Below are 18,351 nucleotides of genomic sequence, written 5' to 3' on the forward strand. Positions count from 1 at the left end.
CCCTGAAACTGACCTCCAGGGGCGGCCAAGCGCCGCCCTTGTCGCAAGCGCGTCCGGGCAAACCGGGCGGGGCAAAGGGGGAATGACATGACATCCGACGCCAAGGCTGCGACGACCTTTGAAGAGGGGCTGAAAGGCGCCTCGGAAAAGGTCGCCGAATTCCACGACGACAAGACCGCCCTGAAACGCATCCAGCACTGGCTGCACCAGACGCCCTCGGCCGTGCCGATGATTGTTCTGGTGGTGGCGCTGGTGATCTTCGGGGTCCTGTCGGCCAATTTCTTCAAACCGACCACGCTTTCGACCATCCTGCAACAGATTGCCATTGTGGGCATTCTGGGCTGCGCGCAATCCATCGTCGTGCTGACGGCGGGGATCGACCTGTCGGTCGGCGCCATCGCGGTGTTTTCCTCTGTCCTTATGGGCCAGATGACTTTCCGCTACGGGATACCTGCGCCGCTGGCCATCCTGATCGGGCTGGCGCTCGGCACCGCGATGGGCTTCATCAACGGATGGCTGGTGGCCAAGGTGAAGCTGCCACCCTTCATCGTGACGCTGGGCACCTGGCAGATCCTGCTGGCCTCGAATTTCATCTTCTCGGCGAACGAGACCATCCGGTCGTCGGACATTGCCGCGCAGGCCCCGGCGCTGCAATTCTGGGGCAATGCGATCCAGCCGGGCGGGGTGAAGGTGCTTTACGCCGTGTTCCTGATGATCGCGCTGGTGGCGATCATGGCCTATGTGCTGCGCCATACCGCCTGGGGCCGCCATGTCTATGCCGTGGGCGATGATCCTGATGCGGCGGAACTGGCGGGCGTGCAGACCAAGCGCATCCTGATACAGGTCTATGCTTTGGCCGGGCTGTTCTGCGCCATCGCAGGCTGGGTGATGATCGGCCGCTTCGGCTCCGTCTCTCCTACCGCCTCGACCGGGCAGTTGGGCAACATCCAGTCCATCACCGCCGTGGTGATCGGGGGGATCAGCCTCTTCGGCGGGCGCGGCTCCATCGTCGGCATGTTCTTCGGCGCGCTGATCGTGGGCGTCTTTGAAATGGGCCTGCGCCTTGTCGGCACCGACCCGCAATGGACCTTCTTCCTGATCGGCGTGCTCATCATCTTCGCCGTGGCCGTGGACCAGTGGATCAGAAAGGTATCGGCATGACGCAAGAACCTCTTCTCAAGGCGCGTGGTCTGGTCAAACGCTATGGCAAGGTAACCGCGCTCGACAACTGCGACTTCGATCTGATGCCGGGCGAGATTCTGGCGGTGATCGGCGACAATGGTGCGGGGAAATCCTCGCTCATCAAGGCGCTGTCGGGGGCGGTGCAGCCCGACGAAGGCGAGATCACGCTGGATGGCAAGCCCGTCCGGTTTGAAAGCCCGCTTGAGGCGCGCGCGCATGGCATCGAATGCGTCTATCAGACGCTGGCCATGTCGCCCGCGCTGTCCATCGCCGACAACATGTTCATGGGCCGCGAATTGCGCAAACCCGGCCTCATGGGCAGCCTGTTCCGCCAGCTTGACCGCCCTGCGATGGAAAAATTCGCCCGCGCCAAGCTGAACGAGCTCGGGTTGATGACGATCCAGAACATCAACCAGCCGGTCGAAACGCTTTCGGGTGGCCAGCGGCAGGGGGTTGCGGTGGCACGGGCGGCGGCTTTCGGCTCGAAAGTCGTGATCCTTGACGAGCCCACCGCCGCGCTGGGCGTCAAGGAAAGCCGCCGCGTGCTGGAGCTGATCCGCGATGTCCGCGCGCGGGGTATCCCGATCATCCTGATCAGCCACAACATGCCGCATGTGTTCGAGGTGGCGGATCGCATCCATATTCACCGGCTGGGCCGCAGGCTCTGCGTCATCAAGCCGGGCGATTACAGCATGTCGGATGCGGTGGCCTTCATGACCGGGGCCAAGCTGCCCGATGGCGTGAGCGAGGACGCATGATGATGCCGGCCGCGCTGGCCGACGAGATCCGCCGCAGGGCGGCAGGGCGGGGGCGGTTCATCACCGCCCTCGCCGGTCCGCCGGGGGCGGGCAAATCCACCCTGTCCGAGGCGCTGGTTGCGGCGCTGGGCGAAGGTGCCCGCGTGGTGCCGATGGATGGTTTTCATCTGGACAACCGGGTGCTGGAGGCGCGGGGGCTTCAGGTGCGCAAGGGCTGCCCGGAAAGCTTTGATGCCTTGGGCTTCGTGCATCTGGTGCAGCGGTTGCGGGCCGAACCTGAGGTGGTCATTCCCACCTTCGACCGCAGACTGGATCTTGCACGCGCAGGGGGCGATGTGGTGCGGCCTGACGACCGGCTGCTGATCGTCGAGGGCAATTACCTGCTGCTGGACGAAGCGCCCTGGTCTGATGCACGGCCCTGCTACGACCTGACCGTCGCGCTGGACGTGCCGGAGGCCGAGCTGGAGCGTCGTCTGGTCCAGCGTTGGCTTGACCATGGGTTCGCGGCGGAACAGGCCCGCGACAAGGCGCTGTCGAATGACATCCCGAATGCCCGCCGCGTGCTGCGCGACAGTGCGCAGGCGGAAATCGTGATCCGGTCCTGACGCCGGGGTGGCTTGCCACTGCCCCGCCCCGCGCCCCATAAGGAGGCAAACGGAGGGACAGGATGGCGCCGGAACTGCGGATCATGTGGGAAGACTGGGCAGACCGGAGCCTGCCGCTGCCCGCCTATGAAACCCCCGGCGCGGCGGGGGCCGACATCCGCGCCAACCTGCCGCCGGATCAAAGGGACACAGGCATCACCCTGCAACCGATGCAGCGGCTCATCGTGCCGACCGGCCTCCGCGTCGAGATCCCCGAAGGGTTTGAAATGCAAATCCGCCCCCGCTCGGGTCTTGCTCTGAAACACGGCATCACCCTGCCCAATACCCCCGGCACCATCGACAGCGACTATCGTGGTCCGCTGGGGGTGGCGCTGGTCAATCTGGGCGCTGACCCCTACACCGTGCAGCATGGTGACCGCATCGCGCAGATGATCGTGGCGCCGGTGGTGCAGGTGCGCATGGTGATGGTTGAAGCACTGGGCGAGACCGCGCGCGGTGCCGGCGGCTTCGGATCGACCGGGCGGCGCTGATGCTGGCGGTCCTCGCGGCTTTTGTGGCGGTCTGGGTCATTGGTGGCCTCATGGGCGCTTCGCCCCGCGCGCGGGGCGGGATGATCACTGCCATTTGGGCACTGGTGGTGCTGTCGCTGTTGATCCTGCCGGAAGGTGGCTTGCGGGCGGGTCTTGGCGATTTGCGGCTCTGGCTGGTGCTGGGCGGTGTTGCTGGCCTGACGCTGGCCTATCGTCGGGGTCTGGGCGCGCTGCGGGAAAGGGCGAAACCGATGGAAGAGGCAAAACCGCAGGGAACGTTCCGCGAGGCAGAGCTGAACCGCTATGCCCGCCACATCCTGCTGCGCGAGATCGGCGGGCCGGGGCAGAAGCGGCTGAAGGCCGCGAAGGTGCTGGTGATCGGGGCAGGGGGGCTTGGCAGTCCGGTCTGCCTTTACCTCGCCGCCGCCGGGGTCGGGGTGATCGGCGTCGTCGATGATGACACGGTGGACAGCTCCAACCTGCAACGCCAGATCATCCACCGCGATCAGGGCATCGGCATGCCCAAGGTCCATTCCGCAGCGGAGGCCATGCGCGCGCTGAACCCGTTCATCGAGGTGCGCCCCTATCAGCGCCGGCTGGACGAGGACAGTGCCGCCACGCTGTTTGCAGAATATGACCTGATCCTCGATGGCACCGACAATTTCGACACCCGTTACATGGTGAACCGCGTGGCGGCGGAACTGGGCAAGCCCCTGATTGCCGGGGCGATCACGCAATGGGAAGGCCAGATCTCGCTTTACGATCCGGCGCGCGGAGCGCCCTGTTATCAATGTGTTTTCCCCGAACGCCCCGCCCCCGGCATGGTGCCGACCTGCGCCGAGGCAGGCGTGGCGGCACCCCTGCCGGGCGTCATCGGCTCCATCATGGCGATGGAAGCGGTGAAGCATCTGACCGGCGCGGGGCGGACACTGGCCGGACGGCTGATGATCCATGATGCGCTTTATACTGAAACACGGATCATCGGTATCAAACCGCGCCCCGATTGCCCGGTCTGCGGAAATCTGCACAGCTGAGCCTGCATGGATATAATAAGCATGCTTACCTTCTTTGATTGAATGCTAAGCATGCTTATTATATGCATGCTGCATGACCTATCGCATCGACCGACTCGCCCAGCTTCTGCATGACGCCTCGCGCGCCTTGCGCCGGGAATTTGCGGCGCGCACCACCGAACACGGATTGTCCGCAACGCAATGGCGGCTGCTTGGCTCTGTCCTGCGCGACGGGCCGATGACGCAGGCCGCGCTGGCTGATCGGCTGGATGTCGAACCGATCAGCGTGTCGCGGCTGGTGGACCGGATGGAACAATCCGGCTGGGTGCGGCGCGAAGCCGATCCCGACGACCGCCGCTGCCGCATTGTGGTGCCCAGCGACAAGGCGCAGGCCATTGCGCCGGGCGTGCGCCAGATCGTCGAGGAGGTCACGGAAGAGGCCATGACTGGCCTGCCCGATGAAACCCGCCGCGCGCTGCACGCGGCCCTCGTGTCGATCATCGACACGCTGAACCGAAATCCTCTGTCGATCATCGACACGCCGAACCGAAATCCTGCGGATGCTCCGTCGTCCGCCGCCGTATGTGAGAAGACCGATGAGTGATCTGCCGACCGACCTGCCTGTCGAAGAACCGACCGGGGCCGCTGCCCCGGCTGCTGCTCCTGCCGTGAAGAAGCCGCGCAGCAAACTGCGCATGATGTTTCTGATGTTTGCGGTACCGCTGGCACTTGCCGGGGGGGCAGGGGCGTGGTGGTTTACCGGCGGTCGTTACGAATCCACCGAAAACGCCAACCTGCATCAGGCCCGCGTCTCCATCGCGCCGGTGATTGGCGGGCGGGTTGTCGATGTGGCGGTCAGCGAATTGCAGACGGTCCACAAGGGCGACCTGCTGTTTCAGGTGGACCCGGAGCCTTACCGGCTGGCGCTGGCGCAGGCCGAGGCGGCGCTGGATGGCGCGCGGGTGCAGGTGGAACGGCTGAAGGCCGCATATGATCAGGCCGAAGCGCAGGAAAAGCTGGCCCGCGATGACGCGGCTTTCCAGCAAAGCGAACTCGCCCGGCAGGAGGCGCTGTCGCGCAAGGGCGTCAGCCGCGAAAGCGATCTGGATTCTGCCCGCCATGCCGCAAAGCAGGCCGCCGAACAGGCTTCGGTGGCCGAGGTGAATGTCTCTGCCGCCCGCGCGGCACTGGGCGGGGCGCCGGATGCCGCAACCGACGCGCACCCCACCGTCCGCGCGGCCCTGGCCGAGCTGGACCGCGCCCGCTACAACCTTGACCAGACTCGGGTGATCGCCCCGGCGGATGGCGTGATCTATCAGGCGGCCTCGTTCCGCCCCGGTGCCATGGTTTCGGCCGGGCAATCGGTCTTCGCGCTTGTCGAGACCGGCGATTTGTGGGTCGAGGCGAATTTCAAGGAAACCCAACTGGAAGGCATCGGTGTCGGTCAGGAGGCCGAGATCAGCTTTGATATGGCGCCGGGCCGCAAGTTCGCCGGGAAGGTCGAGGCGATCGGCGCGGGCACCGGGGCGGAATTCTCGTTGCTGCCCGCGCAGAACGCCACCGGCAACTGGGTCAAGGTGACCCAGCGCATTCCCGTGCGCATCCGGCTGGATGACCCGGAGGCGGCGGCTGGCCTGTCCTCGGGGCTCAGCGCCGAGGTGACGGTGGATACCGGGCGCGAACGCGGTCCGCTGTTCGCGGCGCTGGCGGGCGAGTGATGCCATGCAGACCGCTGAAACCCATCCCGAGGTCAGGCACCGCGGGCTGATCACGCTTGCCATCATGCTGGCGACGATCATGCAGGTGCTGGACACGACTATCGCCAATGTGGCGCTGCCCTCGATGACGGGCGACCTTGGTGCCTCGCAGGATACGATCACCTGGGTGCTGACCAGCTATATCGTCGCCGCCGCCATCATGACGCCGGTCACAGGCTGGCTGTCCGACCGGCTGGGCAAGCGCGAGCTGTTCCTGATTTCCATTGTCGGCTTCGTCGTCACCTCCATCGCCTGCGGTCTGGCCTGGAGCCTGCCCTCCATGGTGGTGTTCCGCCTGTTGCAGGGCGTGTTCGGCGCCGCCATCGTGCCGCTGTCGCAAACCTTTCTGCTGGACATCAACCCGCGCGAAAAGGCCGGGCAGGCCATGGCGCTGTGGGGGGCGGGGATCATGGTCGGGCCGATCATCGGGCCGACGCTGGGTGGCTGGCTGACCGAAAGCTACAACTGGCGCTGGGTGTTTCTCGTCAACCTGCCGGTTGGCGCGCTGGCTTTGGCTGGCTGCCTGCTTTACCTGCCGCGCGTGCCGCGCCGTCCGCGCGCCTTCGACATGCCGGGCTTTGCCCTGCTGTCGCTGGCCATAGGGTCGCTGCAACTGATCCTTGACCGGGGCGGCGAGGTGGACTGGTTCTCCTCGGGCGAGATCTGGATCTATTCCATCGTTTCGGCCGCGACCTTCTGGATGTTCGTCGTCCATATCCTGCATGCCGAGAAACCCTTTCTTGACCCCCGCATGTTCGCCGACCGCAATTTCGTGACCGGCCTCGTGTTCATCTTCATCGTGGGCATCATCCTGCTGGCGAGCCTTGCGCTGCTGCCGCCGATGCTGTCGCGGATCTTTGGCTATCCGGTCATCACCACCGGCCTTGTGATGGCCCCGCGCGGGGTGGGGACGATGATTTCCATGCTGCTGGTCGGTCGTCTGGTGCGCCATGTCGATGCGCGGCTGCTGGTCATCGCGGGCCTCAGCCTCACCGCGATCTCGCTGTGGGAAATGACGGGCTTCAGCCCCCAGATGGATGCCTTCCCGGTGATCCGCTCGGGCGTGGTGCAGGGGCTGGGCCTTGGCCTTGTGTTCGTGCCCTTGTCCACCATCGCCTTTTCGACGCTGGAGCCGCGCTTCCGCGCCGATGCGACCAGCCTGTTCAGCCTTGTGCGCAATATCGGGTCGAGCATCGGGATTTCCATCGTCTCGACCATGCTGACCCGTAATATCCAAGTGAACCATGCCGAGCTTGGCGCCTTCATCAATCCGTTCAATCCCGCGCTCTGGGCCTACAGCCCGGCGGCAGCCAGCGGTAACACCACCGCGCTGTTGAGCATGGATGCGCTGGTGAACGTGCAGGCGGCGATGGTGGCCTATATCGACGATTTCTGGCTGATGATGTGGGTCTCTCTGGCCGCCGTGCCCCTGGCCCTGATCCTGCGCCGCCCGTCGATGGCGAAGGTCTGAGCTCTCCTGCCGCCCTTGCCTCTGCCGGGCGGGGGCGGCATAGTCCGGCAAATGCTCTGTGACAGGGAGTTTGTCCGATGAAACCGACTGCCGTTCTGGCCGGCCTTGCGCTTGCCCTTTCCGCCACCGTCGCCCTGGCAGAAGGGCTGCCCGATCTGGGCGGGCGGGCTGTCACGGTGGTGACGGAAAACGCCTATCCTCCGCTTCAGTTCATTAACGGTGACGGGCAGGCCGTGGGCTGGGAATATGACGCCATGGCGGAAATCGCCAAACGTCTGAACATGACCGTCACCTATGAAAACACCAGTTGGGACGCGATGATCCCCGCTGTTTCGGGCGGGCAGTATGACATCGGCATGACCGGCATCACCATCCGCGACGACCGCAAGGAACAGGTGGATTTCTCGGACCCCTACATGCGGTCGGAAATGGTGATGATGGTGCGTGGCGACGAGGCACGCTTTACCGATGCGGCGTCGTTTGCCGCGAACGACGATCTGCTGATGGCGGCGCAGCCGGGCACCACGCCTTTCTATGTCGGCGTCTATGAGGTGCTGGACGGCAACGAGGCCAATCCCCGCATCAAGATGTTCGAAACCTTCGGTGCCGGGGTCGAGGCGCTGCGCGCGGGCGATGTCGATCTGGTGCTGACCGATGGCACCAGCGGCAATGGATATGTCGCGGCCTCGGATGGCGGGCTGAAGATCGTGGGCGAGAAACTGGGGGCCGAGGATTTCGGCTTCATTTTCCCCAAGGACTCGGACCTCGTGGCGCCGGTCAATGCGGCGATTGCCGCGATGAAGGCGGATGGCACGATGTCGGCCCTGGACAAGAAGTGGTTCCTTGACTTCAAGATGGGGCAATAAGCGCCCCTGATGGCCGCAAAGACCCCGGAGCAGGATTTTCCCTGGTGGCTCGTCGTGCTGGGCGCGACGGGCCTTTGGCTGTTTTATGAGGTCTGGTCCAGCCCGGTCTATGCCCAGATCATGCAGAAGCTGGTGAAGGGCATCGGCATCACCCTGATGGTGACAGTGGTGGCCTTCCTGTCCGCCGCCGTGCTGGGCCTCTTGCTGGCGGTGGGGGCGGGGTCGAAGCGGCTGGTGATCCGGCAGGCGGTGCGGCTTTACACCGAGATCGTGCGAGGTGTGCCGATCATCGTCTTGCTGCTCTACGTCGCCTTCGCCGCCGTGCCTGCGCTGGTGGCGGCATGGAACTGGGCGGGTTTGCCGGAAATCCGCGCCCGCGATGTCTCGCTTCTGTGGCGGGCGGTGATCGCGCTGACCATCGCCTATTCCGCCTTTCTGGCCGAAGTATTCCGCGCTGGCCTGGCCTCGGTTGAGCGCGGGCAGATCGAGGCCGCGATGGCACTGGGGCTGAACGGTTGGCAGCGGTTCCGCCTGATCGTGTTTCCGCAGGCCTTCCGCACCATCCTGCCGCCCTTGGGCAATGATTTCGTGGCCATGGTGAAGGATTCAAGCCTTGTCAGCGTGCTGGGCGTCGCCGATGTGACGCAGCTTGCCAAGGTCACCTCGGCCGGGAATTTCCGCTATTTCGAAACCTATAATGCGGCGGCGCTGATCTATCTCACGCTGACCGTCAGCGCCTCACTGGCGCTGCGGCGGCTGGAGCGGCACCTGCGCGGGCGCGATACACGATAGGGCGAGCGCATCTGGACCTTGGCGGCGGGGCTGATAGGCTCTGCGCCAAAGGAGATTTGCCGATGACCAACCCGCTGCTTGCCCCCTGGGAGGGGCCGTTTGAACTGCCGCCGTTCGACGCGATCCGCGATGAGGATTTTGCGCCTGCTTTTGAGGCCGGTCTGACCGAGGCCCGCGCGGCGATTGCCGCAATTGCCGGGAACGCCGAGGCCCCGAGTTTTGCCAATGTGATCGAGGCGCTGGAACTGGCGGAAGGCACGCTCGACCGGGTGGCGGGGGTGTTTTACAACCTCGCCGGAGCCGATAGCACCGACGCGCGCGAGGCGCTGATGCGCGATCTGGCGCCGAAGATGAGCGCGTTTTCGTCCGAGGTCACCAATAACAAAGCGCTGTTTTCCAAGGTGGAAACCCTGTGGCAGGGGCGCGAGGCGCTGGGCCTGACTGCCGAACAGGCGCGTGTGCTGGAGCTTTACCGCCAGATGTTCGTGCGTTCCGGCGCGCTGTTGGACGGTGCCGAGGCCGAACGCCTGACGGTAGTGAAATCGCGCCTCGCCGTGCTGGGCACGCAGTTCAGCCAGAACATTCTGGCGGAAGAGCGCACATGGTTCATGGAACTGGCCGAGGCGGATCTGGAAGGCCTGCCCGATTTCGCCGTGGCGGCAGCGCGGGCGGCGGGCGCCGAAAAGGGCGTGGCGGGGCCGGTCATCACCACCAGCCGTTCGCTCATCGTGCCCTTCCTGCAATTCTCTCCCCGCCGCGCCTTGCGCGAAAAGGCCTACGAGGCCTGGGTGGCGCGCGGCGCCAATGGCAATGACCATGACAACCGCGCCATTGCGGCGGAAATCCTGAAGCTGCGCGAAGAGCGGGCGCATCTTCTGGGCTATGCGAGCTTTGCCGATTTCAAGCTGGAACCGGAAATGGCCAAGACCCCGGCCGCCGTGCGCGACCTGCTGCTGCGGGTCTGGGCGCCCGCGCGCGCCAAGGCCGAGGCGGATGCCAAGGTGCTGGAGGCGATGCTGCATGCCGATGGCATTGCGGGCCCGCTGGAGCCATGGGACTGGCGCTATTATTCCGAAAAGCGCCGCAAGGCCGAACATGATCTGGATGAGGCGGCGCTGAAACCCTATCTGAGCCTTGAGGCGATGATTTCTGCCTGTTTCGACTGCGCCAACCGGCTGTTCGGGCTGGAGTTTCACGCGCTGGACGTGCCGATGTATCACCCGGACGCAAGGGCGTGGGAGGTGACGCGCAAGGGTCAGCACGTTGCGGTGTTCATCGGCGATTACTTCGCGCGCGGGTCCAAACGCTCGGGCGCCTGGTGTTCGGCGATGCGCAGCCAGAAACGGCTGGGGCAGGATGTGCGGCCGATCGTGGTGAATATCTGCAACTTCGCCAAGGGTGACCCGGCGCTGCTGTCCTATGACGATGCGCGCACCTTGTTCCATGAATTCGGCCATGCGCTGCACCAGATGCTGTCGGATGTGACCTATGGTTTCATCAGCGGCACCAGCGTGGCGCGCGATTTTGTGGAACTGCCGAGCCAGCTTTACGAACATTGGCTGGAAGTGCCCGAAGTGCTGGAAACCCACGCAAAGCACTGGCAGACCGGCGAGGCGATGCCTGCCGATATGCTGAAACGGCTGCTGGACGCGGGCACCTACGATCAGGGCTTCGCCACGGTAGAATTCGTGGCCTCGGCCATGGTCGATCTGGCGTTTCACGAAGGCGCAGCGCCCGCCGATCCGATGCAGAAACAGGCCGAGGTTCTGGCCGAACTGGGCATGCCGCATGCGATCCGCATGCGCCACGCCACGCCGCATTTCGCGCATGTGTTTTCCGGCGACGGCTATTCCTCGGGCTATTACAGCTACATGTGGTCCGAGGTGATGGATGCTGACGCTTTCGCGGCGTTTGAGGAAACCGGCGATGCCTTCGATCCCGAAACGGCGGCGAAGCTGGAAAGATTCATTCTTTCGGCCGGTGGCTCGCGTCCGGCGGAGGAGCTGTATCTGGAATTCCGCGGCCGGATGCCGGGGGTTGAGGCGCTGCTGAAAGGGCGCGGGCTTCTGGACGTGGCCTGAGGGCAGCAGTCGTCTTTTGAGTATTTTTGCAAGAAGCAAGACCCGGTGATGCGCAGGTGTCAGCGGGTCTTGCGCAAGGTGCTGGGCGGGGCACCGAATTTCAGCGTGAAGGCGCGCGTCAGGGTGGCGGCGCTGGAAAAGCCGGTGCGCAATGCGATTTCGGTCAACGGGTGGCGGGTGTCGATCAACAGCCGCCGGGCGGCCTGCAAGCGCAGGCCAAGCGCGTGGGCGGCGGGCGAGAGACCAAGGTTTTCGCGGAACAATTGCTCCAGCCGACGGGGGGAGAGGCCAAGCGCGGCGGCAGTCTCGGCCGCTGTTTCAGGGCTGTCGAGCCGCGCCTCCATCCGGGCGATGGCGCGGGCGACGCGGGCGTCGAGCCTCGGGTCCGGGCGGGTGGCGGTGATCTGCGGCTCGGTGCCGGGGCGCGGGGTGGTGACGAAGCTGGCCGCGACCTGAAGCGCCGTGGCCGGACCATGACGCGAGCGGATCAGGTGCAGCATCAGGTCGGCGGCGGGCGCCGCACCGCCGGCGGTGAAATAGCGCCCCGAAAGGGTGAAGCGGTCGGGCGTCACCTCGATTTCGGGGAAGGCGGCGGCGAAATCCTCCAGATCTTCCCAATGCACGGTGGCACGTTGGCCGTTGAGCAACCCGGCGCGCGCCAGCACCCAGCCACCGGCGTCGATGCCGCCAAGCGCACGAAAGCGCGGGGCGATCCGGCGCAGATCGCGCAGGAGCGGTTTGGTGGTGACTTCGGATTGCCGGTAACCCGCGATGACGATCAGCACATCGGCCCCTTCGGCGCTGGCCAGCGCGCCCGACGAGGGCAGCTCGATCCCGCAGGTCAGCGGCACCGGCCCGCCATCGGGGGACACCACACGCCAGCGGTAGGCCTCGGTTCCCAGATGGCGATTGGCCGAGCGCAGCGGATCGAGTGTCGAGGCGACCTCGAGGATTGAGCAATGTGGCAGCACCAGCAAAGCCAGCGAAAGCGGTTGCTGCGATGCGGCGAAGATCGTTGCGGGTTTTGCCATGCGGATTTCGTAAACTGCAAAGCGCGCGCCGACAAGCCCGCTAATCTCGCGCCCAGATCACAGGAGGAACGCCATGCCCTTGGCCATGAACCGCGAAGTCTTCATCACCTGCGCCGTGACCGGCTCGGGCAGCACGCAGGACCGTTCGCCCCATGTGCCGCGCAGCCCGGCGCAGATCGCCGAAAGCGCCATCGCGGCGGCAAAGGCGGGTGCGGCGGTGGTGCATTGTCATGTGCGTGACCCCGAAACCGGCAAGCCCGCCCGCGACCCGGCGCTTTACCGCGAAGTGACTGAACGTATCCGCGACAGCGCGACGGATGTGGTGTTGAACCTGACTGCCGGAATGGGCGGTGACCTGCTGTTCGACGGCACGGAAAATATGAACCGCATGTCGGCACGCAGCGACATGGCGGGCGCGGCTGAGCGTGTGGCGCATGTGGTGGAATGCCGACCCGAGATCTGCACGCTCGACTGTGGCACGATGAACTTCGCCGAAGCCGATTATGTGATGGTCAACACCCCCGGCATGCTGCGCGACATGGCAGCGCGCATGGTGGCGAGTGGCGTGCGGATCGAGATCGAGGCCTTCGACACTGGCCATCTGTGGTTTGCCAAGCAACTTGCGGAAGAGGGCATCATTCCCGATCCGGTGTTGGTGCAGCTTTGCATGGGCGTGCCGTGGGGCGCGCCGGATGACCTGAACACTTTCATGGCGATGGTGAACAATGTGCCGAAGCACTGGCACTGGTCGGCCTTTGCGCTGGGGCGGCACCAGATGCCCTATGTGGCAGCCTCGATCCTGGCGGGCGGCAATGTGCGCGTGGGGCTGGAGGATAACCTCTGGCTCGATAAGGGTGTGCTGGCGACCAACGCACAACTGGTAGAACGCGCGGTGACCGTCATCTCCAACATGGGCGCGCGGGTGCTGACGCCCGCCGAGGTGCGCGCGAAGCTGAAGCTGGAGAAGCGCGCGCCGGTGGCGAAATGAGGCGGCTGGCGGCGCTGGTCTTTCTGGTGCTGGCGGCCTGCCAGCCCGAGGCCGAAGCGCCGCCGCGCCCGTCGATGACGGCGACCGAAAAGGCCGATTGCACCGCAAAGGGTGGGCAGATCGGTATTGCGGGGCTGTTGGGCGGCGAGTTCTGCGTGAAACGCGCGCCCGATGCCGGCAAATCCTGCACCAGGGCCAGCGACTGCGCGGGCGACTGCCTGTCGGCCAGCCGCACCTGTGCCCCCAATCTCAACCCCTTCGGCTGCCGGGATTATCTGGACGAGACCGGCCAGCCGCAAAGCATCTGCGTCGATTGACGCGAACCCATCAGGACGAGGACGAACATGGCGCGTAAGGCGGCAATCATTGGTGGCGGGGTGATCGGGGGCGGCTGGGCCGCACGCTTCCTGCTGAACGGCTGGGATGTGGCGGTGTTCGACCCCGATCCGCAGGCAGAACGCAAGATCGGCGAGGTTCTGGCCAATGCCCGTGCCGCGCTGCCCGCACTGTCGGATGTGCCGATGCCCGCCGAGGGAAAGCTGAGCTTTGCCGGCACCATCACCGAAGCGGTGGAAGGCGCCGAATACATTCAGGAATCGGTGTCTGAACGGCTTGACCTGAAGCACCGCGTCTTTGCCCAGATCCAGCAATCGGCGCCCGCGACGCTGATCGGATCGTCCACCTCGGGCTTCAAACCCTCGGAATTGCAGGAACATGCCGCCAATCCCGGCACAATCTTCGTGGCGCACCCCTTCAACCCGGTCTACCTGCTGCCGCTGGCCGAGGTGGTGCCCAGCCCGAAGAACGCCGTCCAGGACATTGAACGCGCCAAGGAAATCCTGCGCGAGATCGGCATGTTCCCGCTGCATGTCCGCAAGGAAATCGACGCCCATATCGCCGACCGCTTCCTTGAGGCCGTCTGGCGCGAGGCACTGTGGCTGGTGAAGGATGGCGTGGCCACCACCGAGGAGATTGACGAGGCCATCCGCATGGGCTTTGGCCTGCGCTGGGGCCAGATGGGGCTTTTCGAAACCTATCGCGTTGCGGGCGGTGAAGCCGGGATGAAGCATTTCATGGCGCAATTCGGGCCTTGTCTGCAATGGCCCTGGACCAAGCTGACCGATGTGCCGGAATTCAATGACGAGCTTGTGGACCTGATCGCGGGCCAGTCCGACGCGCAATCCGGCCACCATTCGATCCGCGAGCTGGAACGGATTCGCGACAGCAACCTGATCGGCTTCCTGCGGGCGCTGAAGGATCGCAACTGGGGCGCGGGCAAGGTACTGCGTGACCATGACGCCCGCCGCGCCGTGACCTTCCACGATGCGGCGCCGACCGGCGCGCCGCTGGTCATGGCGCAGATGCAGGTACTGCCCGGCTGGATCGACTATAACGGCCACATGACCGAAAGCCGCTATCTGTTCGCGGCCTCCGAAACCTCGGATGCCTTCCTGCGGCTGATCGGGGCGGGGATGGATTACGTTGCCGCCGGACACAGCTATTACACCGCCGAAACGCACATCATGCATCTGGGCGAATGCAAGCTGGGCGACCGGCTGACCGGCACGCTTCAGGTGCTGGGCGCCGATGAAAAGCGGCTGCATGTGTTCATCCGTATCCAGCGCGGCGACGAGGTGGTGGCAAGCCTTGAACAGATGCTGTTGCATGTGGACATGAAGGCCAACAAGACCTGCGCCGCCGCGCCCGAGGTGCTTGCGAAGCTTGATCCCATCACTCAGGCCCACAAGGCGCTGCCCCGGCCCGACGCCGCCGGGCGCTTTGTCGGCCAGCGCAGGGCCTGACCGGCCGCTTCTTTCCTCAAGACCCGAAGGGCGAACAGATGGATTTCGGACTGACCGAAGAACAGCGCATGATCGTCGAAACGACCCGCGCCTTCGTTGAAAACGAACTTTACCCGCATGAGGCCGAGGTGGAACGCACCGGCCATCTGCGGATGGACCTGATCCGCGAGCTTCAGGCCAAGGCTATTGCCGCCGGACTCTATGCCGCGAACATGCCGGAAGAGGTGGGCGGTGCCGGTCTCGATACGCTGTCATGGCTGCTTTACGAGCGTGAACTGGGCAGGGCGAACTATGCCCTGCACTGGACCTGCGTGGCGCGGCCCTCGAACATCCTGCTGGCGGGCAGCGCCGAACAGCGCGAGCAATACCTCTTTCCCTGTATCCGGGGCGAGAAATGGGATTGCCTTGCCATGACCGAACCCGGTGCCGGGTCGGACCTGCGCGGCATGACCGCCAGTGCAAAGCGCGAGGGCGGCGACTGGGTTCTGAACGGCACCAAACATTTCATCAGCCACGCCGATCTGGCCGATTTCGCCATCGTCTTCATGGCTTCGGGCGAGGAAGACACCCCGCGCGGCAAGAAGAAGCTGATCACCGCCTTCTTCGTCGATAAGGGCACACCGGGCTTCACCGTGCGTGACGGCTATCGCAATGTCAGCCACCGCGGTTACACCAATTCGGTGCTGGAATTCGACAATTGCCGTTTGCCGGATGCGGCAGTTCTGGGCGAGGTGCATAAGGGCTTCGAGGTAGCGAACACCTGGCTGGGTGCGACGCGGCTGCAAGTGGCCTCCACCTGCCTCGGCCGCGCTGATCGGGCGTTGCAACATGCGATCAGCTATGCCGCCGAACGCAAGCAATTCGGCCAGCAGATCGGCAAGTTTCAGGGGATCAGCTTCAAGCTCGCCGATATGGCGATGGAACTGAAGGCGGCGGAACTCTTGACCCGCGAAGCGGCCTGGAAGTTTGATCAGGGCTCGGTGACCGAGGCCGATATGTCCATGGCCAAGCTGAAGGCGACCGAGGTGCTGGCGATGATTGCCGACGAGGCGATCCAGATTCACGGCGGCATGGGGCTGATGGATGAATTGCCGCTGGAACGGATCTGGCGTGACGCCCGCGTCGAACGGATCTGGGAGGGCACCTCCGAGATCCAGCGTCACATCATTTCGCGCGAACTCCTGCGTGCGGTTGGCGGCTGAGACCACGGCAGGGGGGCTGTCTGCCCCCCTCGGCGCATGCGCGCCTCACCCCCCGAGGATATTTTCCGACAGAAAATGAGCCTGATCTTGCGCGTTAACCACTTCTTCATTGGAATCGGCCAGTGTGGCCTTGCGGAACAGGCGGGGACGCCGATGGCCGTGACAGGAAATGGCACCTCGTTTGCCAAGGGCGAGCGGGGTGCTTCCATTTTCTGTCGAAAAATATCCTCGGGGGTCCGGGGGCAGACAGCCCCCGGCCTCGGGCACGGGGTGGAGGGGCGGATATGACGCGCCTCCATCGCCTGTTGCGCCCACGCTCCATTGCGGTTCTCGGTGCCGGATGGGCCGAGAATGTCATCGAGCAATGCCGCAAGATGGGGTTCGATGGCCCGGTCTGGCCGGTGCACCCCAAACGCGAGACGATCGGCGGGCTGAAAGCCTACCCCTCGCTCGCTGACCTGCCTGAACCGCCCGATGCCACCTTCATTGGCGTCAACCGTTTCGCCACGGTAGAGGTCGTGCGCGAACTTGCCGCCATGGGCGCCGGTGGCGCCATCTGCTTCGCCAGCGGCTGGGAAGAGGCGGGGGAGGCCGGTTTGCAGGCCGATCTGGTGGCGGCTGCGGGGGAGATGCCGATCCTCGGGCCGAACTGCTATGGCGTCATCAATTACCTTGACGGCGGGCTGCTGTGGCCCGACCAGCACGGCGGGCAGCGGGTGGAGCGGGGCGTCGCACTGCTTTCCCAATCGTCGAATATCGTCATCAACCTGACGATGCAGGCGCGCGCCCTTCCGGTGGCCTATGTTGCCTGTCTGGGCAATGCCGCGCAGGTGGGGCTGGCCGAACTGGCTGGGGCGCTGCTGGCGGATGAACGGGTCACGGCGCTGGGCCTTTACATCGAGGGCATCGACGACGCCCCGGCTTTCGCTGCACTGGCCGAAGCGGCGCGTGTGGCGGGCAAGGGGATCGTCGCGGTGAAATCCGGCAAGACGGAAGCGTCACGCGCGGCGGCGGCCTCGCACACGGCTTCTCTGGCCGGGGGGGGAGCAGCCTCGACCGCCTTCCTGCGACAATGCGGCGTGGCCGAAGTGGCCAGCCTTCCCGCGCTGCTGGAGGTGTTGAAGGTATTACACATCCATGGCCCCGGACTTGGCGAACGGCTCTGCTCGCTCTCCTGCTCGGGCGGCGAGGCGGGGCTGGTTGCCGATCTGGCCGATCCCGCGGGAATCGTCTTTCCCCCTGTGCCCGAAATGACCCGCGCCCGGTTGGCCGAGATCCTCGGGCCAATCGTCACCATCTCCAACCCATTGGATTATCACACCTTCATCTGGGGAGACGGTCCGCGCACCACCGATGTCTTCTCCACGATGCTGGCTGCCTATGATGCCGGCATCTTCATCATCGACCCGCCGCGCCCCGACCGCTGCGATCCTGCCAGTTTCCGCCCGGCGCTGGAGGCCGTGGCGGCCGCACAGGCGGCAACCGGCCGCCCGGCCTTCGCTGTCGCCTCACTGCCCGAGAATTTCGACGAGGCATTGGCGACGGATTTCATGGCGCGCGGCGTCGTGCCAATGATGGGCCTTGATACCGCGCTGGAGGCGCTGAAAGCGGCACAGGTTGCGCCGGGTCAACCCGGCTGGCGCCCGGTTCCGGCGCTGCCCGCCCGCAAGACCCGGCTGCTCGACGAGGCTACGGGCAAAGCTCTGTTGGCGCAGGCGGGCGTGCCGGTGCCGCGCGCGGTCAGCGCGTCCCGGCTCGCCGATCTCGACACCAGCCAACTCACCGCTCCCTTCGCGCTGAAGGGCCTCGGCTTTGCCCACAAGACCGAGGCGGGGGCGGTGCGCCTTGGCCTCGCCGCGCTGGACGGCCAGGCCGAGATGCCCGGCGCCACCGGCTATCTGGCAGAAGAAATGGTGACCGGCGTTCTGGCCGAAATGCTGCTGGGCCTGCGCCGCGATCCGGTTTATGGGCTGACGCTGACCTTGGGCATGGGCGGCGTCACCGCCGAGGTGCTGGCTGATACCGCCACGCTGGTCTGGCCGGTTACCGCCGATCAGATCGACACGGCGCTCCGGGGCCTGCGGCTCTGGCCGTTGCTTGACGGCTATCGCGGTCGGCCGCGCCCCGATACCGCTGCCTTCATCGACATTGCGCTGCGCCTCGGCGCCTTTATGGCGGGCGACGATGGCTTTGAGGAAATCGAAATCAACCCGGTGCTGCTGTGCGAAAGCGGGGCGGTGGCGGTGGACGCATTGATACGGAGGGCCGAATGA

The 18,351-nt window shown here is 65.2% G+C and carries 17 protein-coding genes; 16 read left to right on the plus strand and 1 reads right to left on the minus strand.

Annotation, left to right across the window (positions count from 1 at the left end; all coding sequences use genetic code 11):
* Nucleotides 1-87: 87 nt before the first annotated feature.
* From D2N39_RS08790 to D2N39_RS08840, 11 genes are all read left to right on the plus strand, one after another.
* Entirely contained in the window at nt 88-1,161 is a 1,074-nt protein-coding gene (locus D2N39_RS08790) for an ABC transporter permease (protein ID WP_119134417.1), read from the plus strand.
* On the plus strand, nt 1,158-1,940 hold the full coding sequence (locus tag D2N39_RS08795; RefSeq protein ID WP_119134418.1) for an ATP-binding cassette domain-containing protein: 783 nt from the start codon (nt 1,158-1,160) through the stop codon (nt 1,938-1,940). The genes D2N39_RS08790 and D2N39_RS08795 overlap by 4 nt, the downstream gene beginning before the upstream one ends.
* Nucleotides 1,940-2,545: a nucleoside/nucleotide kinase family protein gene (locus tag D2N39_RS08800; RefSeq protein WP_119134419.1), complete on the plus strand. Its 606-nt coding sequence runs from the start codon at nt 1,940-1,942 to the stop codon at nt 2,543-2,545. Before D2N39_RS08795 ends, D2N39_RS08800 begins: the two co-directional genes overlap by 1 nt.
* Before the next feature lie 62 nt (nt 2,546-2,607).
* The gene (gene dut, locus D2N39_RS08805) at nt 2,608-3,075 is read left to right on the plus strand and encodes a dUTP diphosphatase (RefSeq protein ID WP_119134420.1); all 468 of its coding nucleotides are present in this window, start codon (nt 2,608-2,610) and stop codon (nt 3,073-3,075) included.
* The gene (locus D2N39_RS08810; protein WP_119134421.1) at nt 3,075-4,109 is read left to right on the plus strand and encodes a HesA/MoeB/ThiF family protein; all 1,035 of its coding nucleotides are present in this window, start codon (nt 3,075-3,077) and stop codon (nt 4,107-4,109) included. Before dut ends, D2N39_RS08810 begins: the two co-directional genes overlap by 1 nt.
* A gap of 73 nt (nt 4,110-4,182) precedes the next feature.
* Nucleotides 4,183-4,692: a MarR family winged helix-turn-helix transcriptional regulator gene (locus D2N39_RS08815; protein ID WP_119134422.1), complete on the plus strand. Its 510-nt coding sequence runs from the start codon at nt 4,183-4,185 to the stop codon at nt 4,690-4,692.
* Nucleotides 4,685-5,806, plus strand: coding sequence for an HlyD family secretion protein (locus D2N39_RS08820; RefSeq protein WP_119134423.1), 1,122 nt, complete (start codon nt 4,685-4,687; stop codon nt 5,804-5,806). Before D2N39_RS08815 ends, D2N39_RS08820 begins: the two co-directional genes overlap by 8 nt.
* Before the next feature lie 4 nt (nt 5,807-5,810).
* A complete protein-coding gene (locus D2N39_RS08825) occupies nt 5,811-7,316 on the plus strand; it encodes a DHA2 family efflux MFS transporter permease subunit (protein ID WP_119134424.1) in 1,506 nt (501 codons plus the stop codon).
* 77 nt (nt 7,317-7,393) lie between these two features.
* Nucleotides 7,394-8,182, plus strand: a complete 789-nt coding sequence (locus D2N39_RS08830) for a transporter substrate-binding domain-containing protein (RefSeq protein WP_119134425.1) — start codon at nt 7,394-7,396, stop codon at nt 8,180-8,182.
* A 9-nt stretch (nt 8,183-8,191) separates the two neighbouring features.
* Nucleotides 8,192-8,974, plus strand: coding sequence for an amino acid ABC transporter permease (locus D2N39_RS08835; RefSeq protein ID WP_119134426.1), 783 nt, complete (start codon nt 8,192-8,194; stop codon nt 8,972-8,974).
* Between the two features lie 62 nt (nt 8,975-9,036).
* Nucleotides 9,037-11,055, plus strand: coding sequence for a M3 family metallopeptidase (locus D2N39_RS08840; protein WP_119134427.1), 2,019 nt, complete (start codon nt 9,037-9,039; stop codon nt 11,053-11,055).
* A 59-nt stretch (nt 11,056-11,114) separates the two neighbouring features.
* On the opposite strand, the gene D2N39_RS08845 is transcribed toward D2N39_RS08840, so the two are convergent.
* Entirely contained in the window at nt 11,115-12,086 is a 972-nt protein-coding gene (locus tag D2N39_RS08845) for a GlxA family transcriptional regulator (protein ID WP_119134428.1), read from the minus strand.
* Between the two features lie 73 nt (nt 12,087-12,159).
* Between D2N39_RS08845 and D2N39_RS08850 the strand changes: the two genes are divergently transcribed.
* The 5 genes from D2N39_RS08850 (at nt 12,160) to D2N39_RS08875 (ending at nt 18,351) form a co-directional block, all read left to right on the plus strand.
* Nucleotides 12,160-13,074, plus strand: coding sequence for a BKACE family enzyme (locus D2N39_RS08850; RefSeq protein WP_119134429.1), 915 nt, complete (start codon nt 12,160-12,162; stop codon nt 13,072-13,074).
* The gene (locus tag D2N39_RS08855) at nt 13,071-13,391 is read left to right on the plus strand and encodes a hypothetical protein (protein ID WP_119134430.1); all 321 of its coding nucleotides are present in this window, start codon (nt 13,071-13,073) and stop codon (nt 13,389-13,391) included. Before D2N39_RS08850 ends, D2N39_RS08855 begins: the two co-directional genes overlap by 4 nt.
* A gap of 27 nt (nt 13,392-13,418) precedes the next feature.
* Nucleotides 13,419-14,876, plus strand: coding sequence for a carnitine 3-dehydrogenase (locus D2N39_RS08860; RefSeq protein ID WP_119134431.1), 1,458 nt, complete (start codon nt 13,419-13,421; stop codon nt 14,874-14,876).
* A 38-nt stretch (nt 14,877-14,914) separates the two neighbouring features.
* Nucleotides 14,915-16,078, plus strand: a complete 1,164-nt coding sequence (locus tag D2N39_RS08865; RefSeq protein ID WP_119134432.1) for an acyl-CoA dehydrogenase family protein — start codon at nt 14,915-14,917, stop codon at nt 16,076-16,078.
* A 284-nt stretch (nt 16,079-16,362) separates the two neighbouring features.
* On the plus strand, nt 16,363-18,351 hold the full coding sequence (locus D2N39_RS08875) for an acetate--CoA ligase family protein (RefSeq protein ID WP_119134434.1): 1,989 nt from the start codon (nt 16,363-16,365) through the stop codon (nt 18,349-18,351).

This window comes from Gemmobacter lutimaris, from assembly GCF_003570715.1.
Taxonomy (GTDB): domain Bacteria; phylum Pseudomonadota; class Alphaproteobacteria; order Rhodobacterales; family Rhodobacteraceae; genus Gemmobacter; species Gemmobacter lutimaris.